Origin of the sequence: Pseudomonas lyxosi (assembly GCF_047758685.1) — a bacterium.
Lineage (GTDB): Bacteria > Pseudomonadota > Gammaproteobacteria > Pseudomonadales > Pseudomonadaceae > Aquipseudomonas > Aquipseudomonas lyxosi.
Window position 1 is genome coordinate 2,008,634 of sequence record NZ_CP180481.1, and the last position, 19,381, is coordinate 2,028,014.

Sequence of the window (19,381 nt, forward strand, 5' to 3'; positions counted from 1 at the left end):
GAACACTTTTTTTACAGGCGGACGACGAGACCCCATGGCCACTCCCAGCGCTAGCTCTTATAACGCAGACGCCATCGAAGTCCTCTCGGGCCTCGACCCGGTGCGCAAACGCCCCGGCATGTACACCGACACCAGTCGGCCGAACCACCTCGCCCAGGAAGTCATCGACAACAGCGTCGACGAAGCCTTGGCCGGGCACGCGACCTCGGTGCAGGTCATCCTGCACGCCGATCACTCCCTGGAAGTCAGCGATGACGGCCGCGGCATGCCGGTGGATATCCACGCCGAAGAAGGCGTGTCGGGCGTCGAGCTGATCCTCACCAAGCTCCATGCGGGCGGCAAGTTTTCCAACAAGAACTACCAGTTCTCCGGCGGTTTGCACGGGGTGGGTATTTCCGTGGTCAACGCCTTGTCGAACGAAGTCCGGGTGCGTGTAAAGCGTGACGGCAACGAATACCAGATGACTTTCGCTGACGGTTACAAGAAAACCGAGCTGGAAATCATTGGTACCGTCGGCAAGCGCAACACGGGTACCAGCGTGTTCTTCGCGCCGGACCCGAAATACTTCGATTCGCCGAAATTCTCCATCAGCCGTCTCAAGCACGTACTCAAGGCCAAGGCCGTTCTGTGCCCGGGGCTGCTGGTCAGTTTTGAAGACAAGGCCACCGGCGAGAAAGTCGAATGGCATTACGAAGACGGCCTGCGCTCCTATCTGGTGGACGCGGTCAACGGATTCGAGCGTCTGCCGGACGAGCCGTTCTGCGGCAGCCTGGCCGGTAACAAAGAAGCGGTCGATTGGGCCCTGCTGTGGTTGCCGGAAGGTGGCGACAGCGTTCAGGAAAGCTACGTCAACCTGATCCCGACAGCGCAGGGCGGTACCCACGTCAACGGTCTGCGTCAGGGCTTGCTCGATGCGATGCGCGAATTCTGCGAATTCCGCAGCCTGCTGCCACGTGGCGTGAAGCTGGCGCCGGAAGACGTCTGGGAACGCATCGCTTTCGTGCTGTCGATGAAGATGCAAGAGCCGCAATTCTCCGGCCAGACCAAAGAGCGTCTGTCGTCCCGCGAAGCGGCTGCATTCGTTTCCGGTGTGGTCAAGGACGCGTTCAGCCTGTGGCTCAACGCCAACCCGGAAACCGGCATGCTGCTGGCGGAACTGGCGATCAACAATGCCGGTCGTCGTCTGAAGGCCAGCAAGAAGGTCGAGCGCAAGCGCATCACTGCGGGTCCGGCACTGCCGGGCAAGCTCGCCGACTGCGCCGGGCAGGACCCGATGCGTTCCGAGCTGTTCCTGGTGGAAGGTGATTCCGCCGGCGGTTCGGCCAAGCAGGCGCGGGATAAAGAATTTCAAGCGATCCTGCCATTGCGCGGCAAGATTCTGAACACCTGGGAAGTCGACGGCAGCGAAGTGCTGGCCAGCCAGGAAGTGCACAACATCGCCGTGGCCATCGGTGTCGATCCGGGCTCGGCGGACATCGCTCAGCTGCGTTACGGCAAGATCTGCATCCTCGCCGACGCCGACTCCGACGGTCTGCACATCGCCACCTTGCTGTGCGCGTTGTTCGTCCAGCATTTCCGCCCGTTGGTGGATGCCGGTCACGTCTACGTCGCGATGCCGCCGTTGTACCGTATCGACCTGGGTAAAGAGATTTACTACGCCCTGGACGAAGCCGAGCGCGATGGCATCCTCGACCGTCTGGTGGCCGAGAAGAAACGCGGCAAGCCGCAGGTCACACGATTCAAAGGTCTGGGCGAAATGAACCCGCCGCAGCTGCGCGAAACCACCATGGACCCGAACACTCGGCGTCTGGTGCAGCTGACGCTAGACGATTTTGAAGCGACCTCGGAAATGATGGACATGCTGCTGGCGAAGAAACGCGCCGGTGACCGCAAATCCTGGCTGGAATCCAAAGGCAACCTCGCCGAGGTTCTTGGCTGATGCGGGTTGGCTTTGCCCTGGCGTGTGCGTTACTTTTGACCTCGGTTTCGGTGTTTGCCGAACCGGTGCCGGAACTGCGCCTGTTGTCCGAGCATCCCGTTGACGGTATGCGCGGCGGCAACCTGTCCGGGCTGGCCCAGTGTGGCAAGGATATGTGGACGGTGTCGGATCGCGACGACGATCAGATTTACCGGCTCGATACCCGCGAAAGGGTATGGCAAGCCGAAACCGTGGGCATCGGCGTACCACCGGTGCCAGACAGCGGTTTGCCCTGGGGCTTGCGTTCGCGGACCTGGGTGGCGTCGTTTGTCCGTGGCGGGGATCTGGATTTTGAAGGCATCACCTGCGACAGCGCCGGTAATCGCTACATCGTCAGCGAGTCCCACGCCGCGATTCTGCAAGTGCCACCCGTTGGGCCATCGTCCTGGCTGAAGATCTCGCCGATTCTGATTCGCGAAGCCCGGGCCAGCGGCATGCTGCTGCACTTCAATGCGTTGTTCGAGGGCCTGGCGATCAATCCGGCGGGTGATCAATTGTGGCTTGCCGCCGAGCGTCAAAGCCGTGGATTGTTGCTGATCAAGCGCAAACAAACGGTATGGGATTGCGATGGTGGCTGTGTGTTGCTGAGCGAAGCCGGGAAAGAAATGCAGCCGGCGCAGTTTCCCCGAGCCAAAGCAGTGTCCCGAGACTTTTCCGACCTGTCGCTGTTCAACGGCAAGCTGTTTACCCTTGAGCGCAACGCTTACCAGATCTGCCGCCGTGATTCGGTGACGGCCAAGGTCGAGCGCTGCTGGTCGTTTGCCGATGAAGCCTTGCAGGCGCATCGCCGCTATTCAAATCCTTACGGCCTGACCGAAGCGTTGATTGTTGACGCCGAGGGCGCGTGGATCGGCACCGACAACAACAACGATGCCCGCGCCGATGGCGAGGAACGTCCGATCGTCTGGCGCTTTGCCGCACCTGAAGGTGGCTGGAGTGCCAAGTCATGAGTCAGCAGCCGCCGGGCAAACGCGCCGGTCGGGTATTTATGGTGCTGGCCTGGTGCGCGGCGCTGTTTCTGGCGACGCGGTTTTTCGGTCAGTGGGAGGCGCGTCAGCAGAACCCCAACACCGTCGTCAGCTCTGAGCAGGGCGAAGGTTTTATCGAAGTGAAACTGGCCAGCAACACACAGGGTCATTTCGTCGCCAGCGGCCAGATCAACGGTCAGCCGGTGGATTTCATGCTCGATACCGGGGCGACCGATGTGTCGATCCCGGCGGAAATGGCCGAACGGCTGAAACTGGAAAAAGGCTTTGGGGTGACCCTGAGCACGGCCAATGGTCGTACCCAGGGTTACCGAACCCGCATCGACCGGCTGCAACTGGGCGACATTGTGCTGCGTGATGTGCGCGCCCTCGTCGTGCCAGGCCTGGATGGCAAGCAAGTGCTGCTCGGAATGAGCGCGCTGAACAAACTTGAATTTACCCAGCGCGGTGGCACCATGCTGCTGCGCCAGACAACGAACCGATGAGGCCCGCATGAGCGACTCCCTTGATCTCAGCCTGGACGGTGTAGAACGCCGGTCACTGGCTGACTTCACCGAAAATGCCTACCTCAACTACTCCATGTACGTGATCATGGACCGTGCCTTGCCGCATATCGGCGACGGCCTGAAACCGGTACAGCGGCGCATCATCTACGCGATGAGCGAGTTGGGGCTGGACGCCGATTCCAAGCACAAGAAGTCGGCGCGTACCGTCGGTGACGTGCTCGGTAAATTCCACCCGCACGGCGATTCGGCCTGCTACGAAGCCATGGTCCTGATGGCCCAGCCGTTCAGCTACCGCTACACGCTGGTCGACGGCCAGGGTAACTGGGGTGCGCCAGATGATCCCAAGTCCTTCGCCGCCATGCGTTACACCGAAGCGCGGCTGTCGCGTTATTCCGAAGTGCTGCTCAGCGAACTGGGCCAGGGCACAGCGGACTGGGGCCCGAACTTCGACGGCACGCTCGACGAGCCGCTGGTGTTGCCGGCGCGTTTGCCGAACATCCTGCTCAACGGCACCACCGGCATTGCCGTGGGCATGGCCACCGACGTACCGCCGCACAACCTGCGCGAAGTCGCCACGGCATGCGTGCGTTTGCTCGATGAGCCGAAAGCCACGGTCGAACAGCTCTGCGAACACATCCAGGGCCCGGATTACCCGACCGAAGCGGAAATCATCACGCCGCGTGCCGACCTGCTGAAAATGTACGAAACCGGCAAGGGCTCGGTGCGTATGCGCGCCGTCTACCACATTGAAGACGGCGACATCATTGTCACCGCGCTGCCGCATCAGGTGTCTGGCGCCAAGGTGCTGGAACAGATCGCGGCCATGATGCAGGCCAAACCGTCCAAGGCCCCGCAGATCGCTGACCTGCGAGACGAGTCCGACCACGAAAACCCGTGCCGGATCGTGATTATTCCGGGCGCCCGCAAAAACTTTGACCATGACGCGCTGATGCAGCACCTGTTCGCCAGCACCGAGCTGGAGTCGAGCTACCGGGTCAACATCAACATCATCGGCCTCGACGGCAAGCCGCAGCTGAAAAACCTGCGGGCATTGCTGGTCGAGTGGCTGGAGTTCCGGGTGCAGACCGTGCGTCGTCGCCTGCAATTCCGCCTCGACAAGGTCGAGCGTCGCCTGCACCTGTTGGACGGTTTGTTGATTGCCTACCTCAATCTGGATGAAGTGATTCACATCATCCGCACCGAGGAGCACCCGAAAGCTGCGCTGATCGAACGTTTCGCCCTGAGCGAAATCCAGGCCGACTACATTCTCGACACCCGTTTGCGTCAGTTGGCGCGACTGGAAGAAATGAAGCTGCGTGCCGAGCAGGATGAGCTGCTCAAGGAACAGGCCAAGCTGCAAGCCCTGCTGAGCAGCGAAGCCAAGCTGAAAAAACTGGTCCGCACCGAGCTGATCAAGGATGCCGAAACCTACGGCGACGACCGTCGCTCGCCAATCGTCGAGCGCGCAGAAGCCAAGGCGTTGACCGAGCACGATCTGCTGCCGAACGAGAAAGTAACCGTCGTTCTGTCGGAAAAAGGCTGGGTTCGTTCCGCCAAGGGGCATGAAATCGACGCCACCGGGCTTTCCTACAAGGCCGGGGATGGTTTCAAGGCCTTGGCGCCCGGACGCTCCAACCAGTTTGCGGTGTTTATCGATTCCACCGGTCGCAGCTATTCGGTGGCTGCGCACACGCTGCCATCGGCCCGTGGCCAGGGCGAACCGCTGACCGGTCGTCTGACGCCGCCACCAGGGGCGAGCTTCGAATGCGTACTGATGCCGGAAGACGATTCGCTGTACGTGATTGCTTCTGACGCCGGTTACGGTTTCGTGGTCAAGGGTGAAGACCTGCAAGCCAAGAACAAGGCGGGCAAGGCGCTGTTGAGCCTGCCGAACAACGCCAAGGTGATTCTGCCGCGTCCAGTGGCTGATCGTGAGCAAAACTGGCTGGCTTCGGTGACCACCGAAGGTCGCCTGCTGATCTTCAAAATCAGCGATCTGCCACAATTAGGTAAGGGCAAAGGCAACAAGATCATCGGGATCTCCGGTGAGCGTGTCGCCAGTCGCGAAGAATATGTCACGGACATCGCCGTATTGCCGGATGGCGCCACGTTGGTGCTGCAGGCCGGAAAACGTACCTTGTCACTGAAAGCGGACGACCTCGAACACTACAAAGGTGAGCGTGGACGTCGTGGTAACAAACTGCCACGTGGCTTTCAGAGGGTAGATGCGCTGCTCGTCGAAAACCTCAATTAAGCGTCCTAGAGCGCTCGATCTACGATTTAACGCGTAGATCGACGCTTTGCCGCTGGAGTCGGAACGCATATTCACGGATGATATGGCCTTTCAAGCGCCGGCGTGGCCGAGCGTTCTTCATATTTATTGAGTATTTTCACTGTGGTTAGCCTTGTGGCAACCACCTGGATGGGACGATGACTGCTCTGCGCCTTCCTTTTATTTTGATGCTCGCTGGCGTTCTTGGCCTGGCGGGTTGCAGCGTTCACCAACCGGTGTCGCTGTATCAGCTGGACAGCGGAAGTCCGGCTCAGCCTGCGCAAAGCGCGGGCATGGCTGTATTGCTGGGTCCGGTAACGGTCGCCGATTACCTGCAGCGCGAAACGTTGTTGCAGCGACAGCCGGATGGCAGCCTGCAAGCTGCGACTGATGGTCGTTGGGCGGGTAGCCTGTCGTCGGATATCGATCAACTGCTGCTGCGTCAGGTCGCCGGTCATCTGGACAGCCAGCGCGTGGTGCTGGCGCCAGCGACAGTGGGCTTCACGCCGGATGTGCAGGTTCTTCTGACGATTACTCGCCTGGACTCGGGTGAGGCGCAACCGGCGATCCTTGATGCGCAATGGCGTCTGATCGACCGTCGTGGCCAGGTTAGGGATAACCGCATCATTCACCTGCAGGAACAGCATGCCGGTGGCACGGCGGCTCAGGTTCAGGCGCAGGGTGTATTGCTGCAGCGTCTGGCCGAGCAACTGTCGACGGCGCTCAAGCCGCTGGCCAATCAGCCGCCGATTGCCGAAGCGCCAAAAAAACCGGCTGCCAAGCCTGTCGCGCCGGCAGCCGAGCAAGAGAAACAGCCGAAGATCCCGATGGCTTCGCCGATCCGGACCGATATGGAAGTGTTCAGGTTCTAAGCCTGGATTGATCCAAGAACAAAGCCCGCCATGTGCGGGCTTTGTTGTTTCTGCTCGCAGGAGAAGATCGTTCCCACGCTCTGCGTGGGAATGCAGCCCGTGACGCTCTGCGTCACATCGGTGTCAGGACTTGGTATAGGCGGCGAGGCTGGAACGCGGAGCGTCCCTGGAGGCATTCCCACGCAGAGCGTGGGAACGATCAAAAAAAAGCCCGCCGACGATTACTCGTCTGCGGGCTTTTTCATAACGGGGCTATTTACGCCCGACGTTCATGCATCCGCGCCAGTTGCCGCTCGAGCATCGACGGATAAGGCTCCATCAGTCGCTCTACGCAACAAGCGCCTTCCGGGCTTGCGATCGGTCGGATTCGTGCGCGCTGGCGGATCAGCGCGTCGTCACCGATCTTGCGCTCCACCAGCAGCAGGTTGCGGCTGTGTTGCGACAGGGCCAGCGCATCCTGAGCGGTTTCGGTCAGCAGCAGATCAATCTGGCTCAGGCCGAACAGCTCATCACCCAGGGTCAGGCCCAGTTGCAATTGCAGGGTGATGCCGCTGTCGGCGACTTCGATCTGCAACTGATGGCCCAGAGCCCGCAACAACTCACCGCAGCAGATGGCGTTGGTCAGGTAGTCGTCGCCGCTGTCTTCGGTGTGGAACAGCATCAGCGTGCTGCCATCGTTCAGGGTGTGCAGCTCGCTCTGGTAGAGCGAGGCGGCCTGATCGAGGCAGTCGCGATAGCGTTTGAGCAGTTCTTCCAGGCGTGTGCGGGGCAGACGACGCAGTTGATCCTGAGCGCCCAGTTGCACGGCCAGCACCGCGCTGTGCTGCGGCACGTTCGATATTTGCGGTTTTGCTACCGGTTTCGGCGCGGTCGAAGCTGATTCATCACGCAAGTCAGCAAACGCATCGTCGTCATCATCGTCTTCAACGGTGCTGACAATGCGCCGTGGCGCAGGTTTGAGGCCGGCCACGGGCTTGGTTTCATCGAAACTCGGGTCACGCAAATTGCGCACTTCGAAGGTTGGCTCGTTATCGTCCGCGTCTTCGTAGTCGCTTTCGTCGTATTCGGGCTCGGGAACGGGTTCCGGCTCGGCGGGCTCTGGCGCGAAGTCGGCGTGCAGCTGACGGGCCAGGTCGCCGATCTCATCCTGACGCTCGGTGGCCGGGGTGTATTCGTCGATATTGCGCAGCCACACCCGCAATTGCAGCAGCGGCGTGGAGATGTGCCGACCCAGGCGCAGGCTCAAGGCCAGGGACAGCGCCAGCAGAATCGCGCTCAAAATGCCCATGCTTTGCAGGCTGATGGTCATCGGCTGCTGGAACTGATCCATGTCCAGGCTGATGCGCAGTTGCCCGGCGGTCACATCCTGGAAAGTGATCTTGCTCTGGTACATGCCTTCGGCTTCGCCCAGCAGGCTATGCTTGGGGCGCTGACCGGCTTCGGCGAGGATGCGGTTATCCACGCTGTAGATGGCGGCGTGAGCCACCAGCTTGTTTTTGGTCAGGTTGTTGAGCAGCACGTTGAGGCTGAGGATGTCGTTGGACACCAACAGCTCCGTGGCGGACGTGGCAGTCTGGGTGGTCAGGCTTTCGCCCAGCGCATCCGCCTGCTCGTGCATGGCCTGCTTGAACTGCAAACCCATCACACAGGCATAGATCACCAGGGCCAGAGCGACCAGGATCACGTTATGGCTGGCGATGCGCAATGCAATCGGTACACGGCGGTGGCGCAGTGCACGGAAGATCAGCAGAAAGAAGTTATCGGTTTTTACTGGCGTGGGCCGGTTCACTTGAGCTCGGCTCTTTTGTCCGTGAAGTTGACGCGCAGTATAGCGACAGGCCCTAGACCGTCAAAGCGCTCACGGTGCCCGATGGTCACTGAAAGTGGGTAGAATGCGGTTTTTTTCCACCTGCGGGGGTGCGCCTTGCGCGAAATCGTCCTGATAAACATCACGGGAGTCGACCGTCCGGGTCTGACTGCGGCCATTACCGGCGTTCTGGCCCAGGGTGGTGTGAACATTCTCGACATTGGTCAGGCGGTGATCCACGACACCTTGTCGTTCGGCATCCTGGTTGAAATTCCTGACACCGAGCAAGGCAAGTCGGTGCTCAAGGACATCCTGTTCACGGCGTACAAGCTCGACCAGCAGGTGCGTTTCACGCCGGTGTCCGAAGAGGATTACCAGCAGTGGGTTGGCAATCAGGGCAAGAAACGCCACATCGTGACCCTGCTGACCCGCAAAGTGACCGCCGGGCAATTGCAGGCCGTGAGTTCGATCACCGCCAAATATGGCCTGAACATCGACCACATCGATCGTCTGTCCGGGCGCATGCCGCTGGACACCCCGGCCGATCAGGGCAAGGGCTGCATCGAGTTTTCCGTGCGTGGTGAAGCGGCTGATCCGCAAGCGCTGCGGGCCGAATTCCTCAGCGTCGCGCAGGAATTGAACGTCGACATCGCCTTCCAGGAAGATTCGCTGTTCCGCCGTAACCGCCGTCTGGCGGTGTTCGACATGGACTCGACGCTGATCGAAGCCGAAGTGATCGACGAACTGGCCAAGGCTGCCGGTGTGGGCGATCGGGTGTCTGCGATCACCGAGCGGGCGATGGCCGGCGAACTGGACTTCCGCGCCAGCTTCAAGGAGCGCCTGGCCTTGTTGAAAGGGCTGGATGTCAGCGTACTGGATTCCATCGGCGCCTCCCTGCGCCTGACCGAAGGTGCCGAAACCCTGTTCGCCGAACTCAAGCGCCTGGGCTACAAAACCGCGATCCTGTCGGGCGGCTTTACCTACTTCGCCAAGCAATTGCAGGCCAAGTTGGGTATCGACTATGTGTTCGCCAATGAACTGGAAGTGGTCGACGGCAAGGTCACCGGCGTGGCGGTCGAGCCGATTGTTGATGCGCAGCGCAAGGCGGATCTGCTGAAGGAGTTGGCGCACAAGGAAGGTTTGCGTCTGGAGCAGACCATTGCGGTCGGCGACGGCGCCAACGATTTGCCAATGCTGGCGATTGCCGGGTTGGGCGTGGCGTTCCGTGCCAAGCCGCTGGTGAAACAGTCGGCGAAGCAGGCGATTTCCACCCTTGGGTTGGATGGCGTGCTGTATCTGCTGGGCTTCCGGGATCGCGACGGGCAACTCTGAGTTCTTTATTGCCTGATCTGGCCTCATCGCGAGCAAGCTCGCTCCCACAGGTGATCTCTGTTCGACGCAGATCCAATGTGGGAGCGAGCTTGGTCCGGGCGGCGTTCCGACGATGGGCGCGCTGCGGATTCACAGACTCACAACGACTTCCACAACGAATCAAAATCCTCCTCAGCGCCGCTCACCGCGGCGTTGTCGTTTCTGGCGGTCTCCAGTGGGCGGTAGGCGAACTGATTGAAACTGTTAGTGCTCGCCACTCGCCGTTCCAGCCCGACCCGGCGTTCCTCGCCGTGGGTATTGATCATGACCTTGTTGCCCTCCTGAAAGGGCAGGCGCGGCGCGAGCAGGGTGGCCGGCACGTCGATGGCGCTGATTTGCGGCAGCAACAGACCGCGAAGGTATTGGCTATGGTCATCACGGGTACGCACCAGTTGCAGGCCGCAAGGCTCGGCGCAGGGCGCAACCTGCTCGACGCCCATCTGCGTGCCACCGCCGCGCACCTGGCGGATCCAGCGCACCACCGCGATGCTCCAACCCTGACCGGCAGAATCCTCGATACCGACCATCTCACCCGCCTGTAACTCGGCCGGCACAGCGGCGGGCCAGGCCAGGCAGTAACCGCCGGGGCTGTGATTGACCACTGACAGGACATGGGTCGGGAAGTGCTGATTGCGGTCGGATGCTTCGTGGCTGTCGTCATTCTGAAGCTGCGGGTATTCGATCTCTTCGTAGGGCAATAGAGTGTCTGCAGTGCCTTGGGGAGCAGCGTCGAAGGCCTGGTGCCATTGGTCCTTTTCCCGGCCGGTCACTGACGTTACCGAAAATTGTGCAGGCCGGGCGCCGTGGTTTTTCAGGATGTCGCTGAATGAGCGTTGCCCACCCAGATAAAAGTGCAGCGCGCTCATGCCTATGCACAGGGTCAACGTGCCTTGGCCGACGGTGCGCTGGAAACTGCGCTCGGCAGTCTGGCCCCAGGCGGCATGAAGGTGTTGCAACGTATCCAGGGTTAACCCTGTCGGCACGGGCAGTGGTGATGAACTGTCGTTTTTGTGCAAATGAGCTTCAATCGCCGCGACCAACGGCTGCGGATCAATCCCCAATAAGCTCTCTTGCTGCTCGGCCCGGAACTTGGTGCGGTAACGCGGTCCGGTGTCGAGGTCTGGCGCGACGGCAAACAGCCCGGTGGCCGGTTTGCCGGGTTGCAGCTTGATCCATTGGCTCCAGGGCTCCAGCACCTCAGCAACGCGGGCAATTTGGTGCTGGCGCAGTTGATTGCAGCGTGAGGCGCCCAGCAGCAAGGCGACCACGTAAGTCTGTTCGATGCTCAGGGTTTGCGTCTGGCTGGCCAGCTCATCGCGCAGGCTGGTGTGCTGGAGCCGGTGCGCGCAGGCGATCCGATAGAGCTGATGCAGCTCCAGCCACAGGCCTTCCGGCACTGGGCAATAAAGTTTGGTAGCGCGAATCAGCGGCCCGTTCAGGCAATGGATCGCCCGTTGCAGCGCCTGGGTCAGCAGCGGCGCACAGTCCTTGCTGAACTTCGGTGTGATGCGCACGACGATCTGTTTATAACCAATGGCCAAGTGACTTTGCAGCGCCTGGCAGAGGTTGGCGATCTTGCGGGAACGCTCGTCGAGGGCAATCGACTGATGCAGGAAATGCTGCTCAAGGTGTTTGCAGACGTAATACACCTCGGGTCGCAGCAGTTCGAGCAATTGCAGGCGATTGTCGCTGGGCGTGAGCAGCTGGTTGAGTTCGCTCAAGCATTGATAGAGCTGGCGAGCGGTTTCGCCGATGTTGGCTTTGGGTAGATTGGCGATCCAGCGCTTGAGATCACGCGGGGTGGCTTCACAGAACGACAGGCGCAACTGCGTCGGGATGGGCGCGCGTAGCAGCAGGTGGGGGCTGGTCTCATTCATGCCGTGGAAAAACTCCAACCGGTAAATGGGCAGTGAATGATCTGACTGTAGCAGCTATGGGTTTCTACCGTTTGTCTGTCAGTCGAGTGCCCTCCGGGCGTACTACTAATCTGACAGTCGTGCGACTGGATACGCACAGTCGTACGGCCTGCTGCCTACGCAGGGCAGGTCTCTTTGTAACTTCAAGGAGATGAAGTTTATGTCTAGATAGGTAGTGGCAAATCAATGGGGCGGTAGTTCGGCACCCTGGCATCCGGGCGGAGACTGGACGCTAGGCGCGCGGGACAACCAAAACGTTGTCGCGATCGAGATCAAATCGGGCGATGGCGGGAAGAGTTTCACCGGCACCAATACCTACGCCAACGAAGGGCCGATCGGCTTCCGTGGACAGATAGAGTAACGGCACCACCGAAATGTCCGACCCCGCGAAGACGTTCGCGAGGTCGGATCAGGGGATCAGGCTTTTGCCAGGCCCATGCCTTGGCCCATCTGCACCGGCGAACCCGCCGCCAGCTCTTCAGCCCACTTCACTTGATCAGGCCCGAACAACACGACAGCGGTCGAGCCCAGTTTGAACCGACCCAGTTCTGCACCTTTCTCCAAATGGATCGGCGCACGGGCGGCTTCGTCGTAGCGGAAGGTTTTCAGCTCGCGTTTTGGCGGCGTGACCAACCCGGCCCAAACGGTTTCGATCGACGCAACGATCATCGCCCCCACCAACACCACGGCCATCGGCCCGCGCTCGGTGTCGAAAATGCACGCCACACGCTCGTTGCGGGCGAACAATTCCGGAACGTTTTCGGCGGTGGTCTGGTTGACTGAGAAGATCCGGCCCGGGATGTAGACCATCTCGCGCAAGGTGCCGGCCAGCGGCATGTGCACGCGGTGGTAGTCCTTCGGCGACAGATAAATCGTCGCGAAATCACCGCCCATGAATGGCGCTGCGTTGGCAGCGTCGCCGCCCAGCAATTCCAGCACGCTGAAGCTGTGGCCCTTGGCCTGGAACACACGACCGTGTTCGATCGGGCCGAGTTGGCTGATCGCACCGTCGGCCGGGCTGAGGATCGCGCCTGGCGTTTCATCCAGCGGGCGAGCACCGTCTTTCAAGGCGCGAGTGAAGAACGCATTGAAGTGCTCGTAGGCGGTCAGGTCTTCGACCAGCGCCTGCGACATATCCACCTGATATCGCTTGGCGAACCAGGCGGTGAAGGCGTTCTTGAACCAGCGCACGCGGCATTCGGCAATGCAGCCGGCCAGTCGTGACAGCAGGTGATGGGGCAGCAGGTATTGGCTGAGGATAAACAAACGCTTATTCATTAACTGTCCTTAAAAACCTTAAATCTCTACGGGCGTATCGGGGTGGTTGCCCCATTCGCCCCAGGAACCGGCGTAGCCTTTGACCCGCGGATAACCGAGGGATTTGGCCACCAGATAGGTGAAGCCAGAACGATGGTGAGTCTGGCAGTGGGTAATCACTTCTTTGTCTTTGCTGATCCCGAGCTTTTCCAGGATCTGCGGCATGTCGGTGCGGATGCGCAGGTTGCGCGCCTGATCCATGCCCGCGGTCCATTCGAAATTGACCGCGCCGGGAATGTGCCCGGCCTTGGCCGCCAGGACTTTCTCGCCGGAGTACTCCAGCGGCCCGCGTGCGTCCCAGATCGCCAGGTCGGCGGCGCCGAGACGGCTTTGCAGATACTCGCGGGTGGCGGTGGGTTCGTCGTGCAAGGTCAACGCAACCGGGCCGCCGACCGCTGCCGGGATCTGGATCGACATGGGCAAGCCCTCTGCCAGCCAGGCCTTCAGGCCCCCGTCGACATAGTGGTACTTGCTGTGGCCAATGACATCCAGCAGCCAGATAAAGCGCCCGGCCCAACCGCCGCCTTCGTCGTCATAGACCACGTAGACTGCATCGGGGTTGTGTCCCAGCTCACCGAACAACGCTTCGAGCGCCGCTTGCGGCGGCATCAGTCCCGGCGCAGGTGCGTGACCGAGTTGCGTGCGCTTCGGATCGACAAAACGCGCACCGGGGATATGCCCTTCGGCATAGCGGGCGCTGCTGGTCAGGTCCACCAGAATCAGTTCGCGGGAGTCGAGACGGGCGAGCAAGTCGCTCGGCTCGATCACCAGCGGCAAGCCAGAGAAGTCAGACATGTGAGGTCTCCAGAGCACAAAAGGGAGGATTGTATAGCAGCGTCATTGGCCGCGGTGACTAAAGCTGTGCAGTGCCTTTTCGATGCACTGCGCGGTTTTGCCGAAGGCTTGCACGGTGATTTCAGAGAACGGCCCGCCGCCCTGATCCGCCACCACAATCATGATCACCCGACCATTATTGGCCAGTGAGCGCAGCAGCAAGTGTTCGCCGCCGAACTGTGAGCGCAGGCTGGCCGGTAACAGGGCGGAAAATTGTGCGTTGTTGGCCGGAGTCAGGCGGACCTGGGCCTGCTGCGAGAGCAGGCGTTGCAGCACGGTGCTCTGGCTGACGACGAAATTCAGGCCCGCCACTTCTTTTGGCAGCCCGGCCGTCTGGTGCACCCGCAGATTGGTGTGAGTGCGGTCGGCCATCAGGATCATCACCCGACGCATGCCGCACGCGACCAACGCGTCCCGGGCAGAGGTGGTCAAGTGCATGGCATTGGTGAAGCGACTGGGCTCCACCAGCAACTCGGCACACTGTCTGCGCCATTTCGCCAGGTCTACGGCAGTCGGTGCCGGGGCCGGCAGCAAACCGGCATGGACGCGGTTCATGCCCCACGGCCAGATCAGTGAAACGGCCGGGTGCCAGAGGTCCGGCATGGCGTGATGGCGGGCGCTGTTGGCGGCCTGTTGGTGCAACTGCTGCTGCACTTCATCCATTGGCATTTGCAGGTAAAGGCTGGTCAGGTATTGCCAGCGTTCATTGTGCGGACTGTCCCAGGCCTGTTGCGCCGACAGCGCCAGTCCGTTGGCCAGCAGCACCGTATTGGCCGGTTGATTGAGCCAGCGGCGCAGGGTCGGATCGTCATCGAGGCGGTTCTGCTGGCGCAATGGATGATCGCTGTCGCGCGCGATGCGCAGCACTTTCACCAGCTCACGTTGCTCGTTGAGCAGCAGCCGATAACCCTGCTGCACCCAGATCGGCAGGCGCCAGATGTCCACAAGCGCCAGGCAGATATCCAGCAGGCGTGCGCCGAATAATTGCTGTTCAACTTTGCGCGCTGACTCGCCTTTGTGCATGACCCGCAGCTCCCACTCTTCGAGCAACTGCGGATGGGTCAACGCCATCGGCCAGAGCGGCGAGAGAAACAGCAGGCTGCCCCAGTGGATGTCCTGCCACAGCCGCGCCAGGCGACTGGCGAAAAAACCGTTGGCCTGTTGGGTCGCATGCTGGCTGATCAGTTGCAGCTGACGCAGGGCGATCGGGATCTCCGATTGCGGCTGGGCAGGCAATCGGGCGAGCAGTTCCTCGGTGCGCTTCAAACCGAGGCGATTGATCGCCACCTCAAGGTTTTCCGCAGGCTCGGTCATGCTGCCATGGGTGTGGCGATTGGCTTCGCGAATCACGCTCAAGGCCAGCGCGGGGCTGTCCTGTATCAGTTCGGCGATTTCGCGCAGGGAGCTGCGACTGTTGGCGATGGCCTTGCAGACGCGGTCATGACTGGCTTGTGGAACGGGCAAGCGCACGCCATCGAGAAGCTTGACCCAGCCTTCGAGCGTGGTTGGTTTTGGAGTTGGAACGTTCGTTTCGTTAGCCATGGTTGGACGCGATCATCGTCTGCATTACCTATGCCCGGAGCGGGCCAAATTGGCTTTTCGCCTGAACTGGCTATAGTCTGGCGCAGTTTTGCCGATAAGTAGAAGAAGAGATTTTTTAACTTCCGAATATGACCTTGAACCCGACTCAGTAAGTGCTCTCCTACCTATGGCTAAATTAATCGGCATCATCGTCGTATTCGCGAGCGTGCTCGGCGGATACGTGCTCTCCCACGGCAAAATTGCCGCCCTGATTCAGCCCTTCGAGGTGATGATTATTGGTGGTGCGGCCCTCGGTGCATTCCTGCAGGCCAACCCCGGTTACATGACCATGCACGTGCTCAAGAAGTCCTTGGGCATGTTCAGTTCGCGCTTCAACCACACGTTCTATCTGGAAGTGCTGGGCCTGATCTACGAGATCCTCAACAAGAGCCGCCGCGAAGGCATGATGGCCATCGAAGGCGACATCGAAGATGCCACCGCGAGCCCGATTTTCGCCAAGTACCCGGCCGTGCTCAAGGACGAACGCATGACCGCGTTCATCTGCGATTACCTGCGCATCATGTCCTCCGGCAACATGGCGCCCCATGAGCTTGAAGGCCTGTTCGACATGGAACTTTACAGCCTCAAGGAAGACCTCGAGCATCCATCCCACGCGGTGAACGGTATTGCCGACGCCATGCCCGGTTTCGGTATCGTCGCGGCGGTACTCGGTATCGTGGTGACCATGGCTTCCCTGGGTGAAGGCGATCAGAAGTCCATCGGCCTGCACGTCGGTGCGGCCCTGGTCGGTACCTTCTTCGGTATTCTCGCGGCGTACGGTTTCTTCGGTCCGCTGGCCCACTCCCTGGCCCACGATGCCAAGGAAGAACTGAACGTCTACGAAGCCATCAAGGCCTCGCTGGTGGCTTCCGCTTCCGGCATGCCGCCCTCGCTGGCGGTAGAGTTCGGTCGTAAAGTTCTGTACCCGGCGCACCGTCCTAGCTTCGCTGAGCTGGAACAAGCGGTTCGCGGTCGTTAAGTCATGGAAAATAACCAGCCGATAATCATCAAGCGCGTCAAGCGCATCGCCGGCGGGCATCACGGGGGCGCCTGGAAAATCGCCTTCGCGGACTTCGCGACGGCGATGATGGCGTTCTTCCTGGTGCTGTGGCTGCTGTCCACCGCGACGCCTGAACAGAAGATCGCCATCGCCGGTTACTTCAAGGACCCGGTCGGCTTTTCCGAAAGCGGCACGCCGTACATCATCGACTTGGGCGGCTCGCCGACCCTGGCGCCGGAGAACACCCTCAATCCCGAGGTGAAATCTCAGCCGCAGCCGGACAAGGTGACCGTCGACGCCGAGCAGGTTGAAGGCATGGCCGAGCAGGTCGAGAAGGAGCGTCTTGAGCTGTTGCTGCAAGAACTGCAGACCAAGGTCGAAGAGAACCCGCAGCTGAAGAAATTCAAAGACCAGATCAGTTTCGAAATCACGCCGGACGGTTTGCGCATCCAGATCGTGGACGCCGAAAACCGGCCGATGTTCGACTCTGGCAGTGCTCGCCTGAAGCCGTACTTCGAAGACATCCTGCTGGCCATGGCCGACACCATTAAAGCGGTGCCGAACAAGATCAGTATCAGCGGCCACACCGATGCCAAGCCGTACACGGGCACCGGTGACTTTGGTAACTGGGAGCTCTCGGCCAACCGTGCCAACGCTGCCCGTCGTGCGCTGGTCGCCGGCAGCTATCCGGATGCGCAGGTGGCGCGGGTCGTGGGTTATGCCTCGTCAGCATTGTTCGATCGCGAGCACCCGTTCAATCCGATCAATCGCCGTATCGACATCGTGGTGCTGACCAAGAAAGCCCAGCATGCCATCGAAGGTTCGCAAGGTGCGGAACCGGCTCCAGAAACAGCACCGACGCAAGGGCAGGGTGGCCCGGGTGAAGTGCCTGCCGATCCGAACGCTTTACCGGCGGATAAAGAGCCGTTGCCGGCGCATGAGCTGCGTGAGCGCTTGAACCTGTTCGACAACCCGGCACCGAAACCGGCAGAACCGCCCAAGCAGTGACCCATGAAAAAGCCGCGATCATCGCGGCTTTTTTGCGCCTGTCAGAAACCGCGCCGGATGCGGTTCTTGAGTTGGTCGTGGAACAGGTCTGCATTTCCTTTGTAGATGCCGCGAACCGACTCACTGATTGATTCCAGTCCCATCGAGCGTTTGGTTATCACCTCCTCACGATAAGCATCAATGAAAAAATTGATGTCCGTATCGCCGCTCAGTTTCGGCCATTTGTCGAGGTACAACGGTAAAGCGCTGGGGCCGACATGGTACGAGCAGATGCGGCGATTGCTGATGGTCGCTTCTCCGATTTCGAACGGCACCCACCAGGACTGTGCGGTGTTTTCCGAAATCACGGCGAGCAAGTGCGTGCACGCCGTGATGTTGCGGGTGATGACCCCGGTGATGTCGTCAGTGGTCTGTGATTCCGGGTCCAGCACGTCGAAGTAGGTCTTGATGTTGGCCTGAATCAGACGGGTGTTGATGGCGATGGCGTGGGGCCGATCGCTATGGCGGTAGCTGATGAATACGGGCATCAGAAATGTCCTTTGAGGGCGAGTTCGCGGTAATAGGCGCCGAGCGCTGTGAGGCGGCAACCGGTCGAGTTGATGGCCGCGTAGTACATGTGTTCGGCGTCCACCGGTTCGATCAGGCTGTGGCGGTTGCACTTTTGCAGTTGGGATAAGACTTCGCCGTGCTCTGGGTCGAACGTGGCTTCGGTAGGTTCGTAGCTTGGATCGAGGGCGAACATTGATTCCGCCTCTTCGAACCAGTCGGGCAGTTTGCGCAGAATCTCTTTGGGGATCAGCGGCGAGACTTCTCGCAATGAAATGAACTGCGACACATTGGTCTTGAACACCGGGCGCTGTTCCCAGGCATCGAGAGCGTTGTCGACGAATGAGTAGAGGCTGCCGGGCGTGATTTTCCCCAGGATGTTCGCGGCGCCGCCGTGCAGTGCTTGCAGCAACAGCCCTGTGAAGACGCCGTGGTTGGCGCCTTCCATCGCCGGTTCTTCCTTTTTGCACGCGGTGAGGATGGTCATGCCTTCGCACACCATGCTGCTTTCGCTGCGTAGCGCCCGCACTTCGCCCGCCGAGCCCGCCTGGCAGCAGTCGAGAATAATTACTTTGTTTTTGATTTTTACGGCTTTGGCCGCCCAGTTCAGGATGTCGCTGATGCGAATTCCATCCTTGGCGGATTTGTAGTCCTGGGGGATCAGCATGCCTTCGTCCGTATCGACGTCGAAGTTGCCGTGACCGGCGAAGTACAGCAGTGCAACGCTGCAATCGCCTGAAAATAATTCCTGGATATGCCCTTCGAGCTTTTCACGGCTCAGATAATCTTCGGCGGAGGTCAGGACTAGGTTCTTGAAATTCGGATCGCCATTGGCATCGGTTTTCAGTACTGACGCCATGGCCATCGCGTCGTTGTTGCAACCACTTAATTGCGAAACATGGCTGTAATTATTAATGCCGATGAACAGTCCCTTGCGCATGGTTCACCCCGCCGCGTGAGTGCGAATGGCATTGATGATGCTGTTGGTGTTCCACGCACACTCCGCGTGCGCCGCCCGGCGTACCACCGTGGAAATCCGTTCCGCACCAAACGGCTTCACCGCAATGATCACCTTGCCCATTCGCCTGGCGATCTCGATTTCCTTGTTGATCCACTTGCTGTAGGTCGAATACATCCCCGCCATGATCAGCACTGCCGAGCAGGGCCGGATTTTGTTTTCGATGGCTTCTTCCAGCTGTTTGTCGGTTTTCGCGCCGATGATCGGGTTGTCTGGCGGCACCGAAAAATTTTTGAACGTGAAGCCGGGTTTAGCGTTGAGCAGCCGCACGAGGTTGTCGTGGGCGTGGGGGTAGTTCCACGAATGGCTGATAAACAAATGATAGGTTTGCATGGCTGTCCCTCGGTATCGCCAGAAATGCGATGAGGG

17 protein-coding genes are annotated in these 19,381 nt (G+C 60.2%); 9 read left to right on the forward strand and 8 right to left on the reverse strand.

Annotation, left to right across the window (positions count from 1 at the left end):
• Window positions 1-34: 34 nt before the first annotated feature.
• From parE to ACMXYI_RS09395, 5 genes are all read left to right on the forward strand, one after another.
• Entirely contained in the window at window positions 35-1,939 is a 1,905-nt protein-coding gene (gene parE / locus ACMXYI_RS09375) for a DNA topoisomerase IV subunit B (RefSeq protein ID WP_046045699.1), read from the forward strand.
• Window positions 1,939-2,928, forward strand: a complete 990-nt coding sequence (locus ACMXYI_RS09380) for an esterase-like activity of phytase family protein (RefSeq protein ID WP_415773002.1) — start codon at window positions 1,939-1,941, stop codon at window positions 2,926-2,928. The genes parE and ACMXYI_RS09380 overlap by 1 nt, the downstream gene beginning before the upstream one ends.
• Window positions 2,925-3,449 (forward strand): retropepsin-like aspartic protease family protein, encoded by a 525-nt coding sequence (locus ACMXYI_RS09385; protein ID WP_415773003.1) that lies wholly within the window; start codon window positions 2,925-2,927, stop codon window positions 3,447-3,449. The genes ACMXYI_RS09380 and ACMXYI_RS09385 overlap by 4 nt, the downstream gene beginning before the upstream one ends.
• Window positions 3,450-3,456: 7 nt before the next feature.
• Window positions 3,457-5,724 (forward strand): DNA topoisomerase IV subunit A, encoded by a 2,268-nt coding sequence (gene parC, locus ACMXYI_RS09390; protein WP_415773004.1) that lies wholly within the window; start codon window positions 3,457-3,459, stop codon window positions 5,722-5,724.
• A 176-nt stretch (window positions 5,725-5,900) separates the two neighbouring features.
• Window positions 5,901-6,614, forward strand: coding sequence for a PqiC family protein (locus tag ACMXYI_RS09395; RefSeq protein WP_415773005.1), 714 nt, complete (start codon window positions 5,901-5,903; stop codon window positions 6,612-6,614).
• A gap of 256 nt (window positions 6,615-6,870) precedes the next feature.
• Here the strand turns inward: ACMXYI_RS09395 and ACMXYI_RS09400 are convergent, their stop codons facing one another.
• On the reverse strand, window positions 6,871-8,403 hold the full coding sequence (locus ACMXYI_RS09400) for an AhpA/YtjB family protein (protein ID WP_415773006.1): 1,533 nt from the start codon (window positions 8,401-8,403) through the stop codon (window positions 6,871-6,873).
• A 135-nt stretch (window positions 8,404-8,538) separates the two neighbouring features.
• On the opposite strand from ACMXYI_RS09400, the gene serB reads away from it, so the two are divergent.
• On the forward strand, window positions 8,539-9,753 hold the full coding sequence (serB, locus tag ACMXYI_RS09405) for a phosphoserine phosphatase SerB (protein ID WP_415773007.1): 1,215 nt from the start codon (window positions 8,539-8,541) through the stop codon (window positions 9,751-9,753).
• A 137-nt stretch (window positions 9,754-9,890) separates the two neighbouring features.
• Here serB and ACMXYI_RS09410 read toward each other — a convergent pair whose 3' ends face one another.
• Window positions 9,891-11,669 carry a molecular chaperone gene (locus ACMXYI_RS09410; protein WP_415773008.1) on the reverse strand — a complete coding sequence of 593 codons (1,779 nt, stop codon included), beginning with the start codon at window positions 11,667-11,669 and terminating at the stop codon, window positions 9,891-9,893.
• 214 nt (window positions 11,670-11,883) lie between these two features.
• Between ACMXYI_RS09410 and ACMXYI_RS09415 the strand changes: the two genes are divergently transcribed.
• The gene (locus tag ACMXYI_RS09415; protein ID WP_415773009.1) at window positions 11,884-12,069 is read left to right on the forward strand and encodes a hypothetical protein; all 186 of its coding nucleotides are present in this window, start codon (window positions 11,884-11,886) and stop codon (window positions 12,067-12,069) included.
• 56 nt (window positions 12,070-12,125) lie between these two features.
• Here the strand turns inward: ACMXYI_RS09415 and asd are convergent, their stop codons facing one another.
• From asd to ACMXYI_RS09430, 3 genes are read right to left on the reverse strand one after another with little or no spacing between them, the layout of a single operon-like run.
• Window positions 12,126-12,986 carry an archaetidylserine decarboxylase gene (gene asd / locus ACMXYI_RS09420; protein WP_415773010.1) on the reverse strand — a complete coding sequence of 287 codons (861 nt, stop codon included), beginning with the start codon at window positions 12,984-12,986 and terminating at the stop codon, window positions 12,126-12,128.
• A gap of 18 nt (window positions 12,987-13,004) precedes the next feature.
• Window positions 13,005-13,820, reverse strand: coding sequence for a rhodanese-like domain-containing protein (locus ACMXYI_RS09425; protein WP_415773011.1), 816 nt, complete (start codon window positions 13,818-13,820; stop codon window positions 13,005-13,007).
• 42 nt (window positions 13,821-13,862) lie between these two features.
• Entirely contained in the window at window positions 13,863-15,401 is a 1,539-nt protein-coding gene (locus tag ACMXYI_RS09430; RefSeq protein WP_415773012.1) for an HDOD domain-containing protein, read from the reverse strand.
• A 166-nt stretch (window positions 15,402-15,567) separates the two neighbouring features.
• On the opposite strand from ACMXYI_RS09430, the gene motA reads away from it, so the two are divergent.
• Window positions 15,568-16,419: a flagellar motor stator protein MotA gene (motA, locus tag ACMXYI_RS09435; protein ID WP_415773013.1), complete on the forward strand. Its 852-nt coding sequence runs from the start codon at window positions 15,568-15,570 to the stop codon at window positions 16,417-16,419.
• Window positions 16,420-16,422: 3 nt separating this feature from the next.
• A complete protein-coding gene (gene motB / locus ACMXYI_RS09440; protein WP_415773014.1) occupies window positions 16,423-17,448 on the forward strand; it encodes a flagellar motor protein MotB in 1,026 nt (341 codons plus the stop codon).
• 41 nt (window positions 17,449-17,489) lie between these two features.
• Here motB and ACMXYI_RS09445 read toward each other — a convergent pair whose 3' ends face one another.
• The 3 genes from ACMXYI_RS09445 to ACMXYI_RS09455 are packed head-to-tail and all read right to left on the reverse strand — an operon-like array spanning window position 17,490 to window position 19,345.
• Window positions 17,490-17,975: a toll/interleukin-1 receptor domain-containing protein gene (locus ACMXYI_RS09445; protein WP_415773015.1), complete on the reverse strand. Its 486-nt coding sequence runs from the start codon at window positions 17,973-17,975 to the stop codon at window positions 17,490-17,492.
• Window positions 17,975-18,934, reverse strand: coding sequence for a caspase family protein (locus ACMXYI_RS09450; RefSeq protein WP_415773016.1), 960 nt, complete (start codon window positions 18,932-18,934; stop codon window positions 17,975-17,977). Before ACMXYI_RS09450 ends, ACMXYI_RS09445 begins: the two co-directional genes overlap by 1 nt.
• A gap of 3 nt (window positions 18,935-18,937) precedes the next feature.
• Window positions 18,938-19,345: a TIR domain-containing protein gene (locus tag ACMXYI_RS09455; protein ID WP_415773017.1), complete on the reverse strand. Its 408-nt coding sequence runs from the start codon at window positions 19,343-19,345 to the stop codon at window positions 18,938-18,940.
• Window positions 19,346-19,381 lie beyond the last annotated feature (36 nt).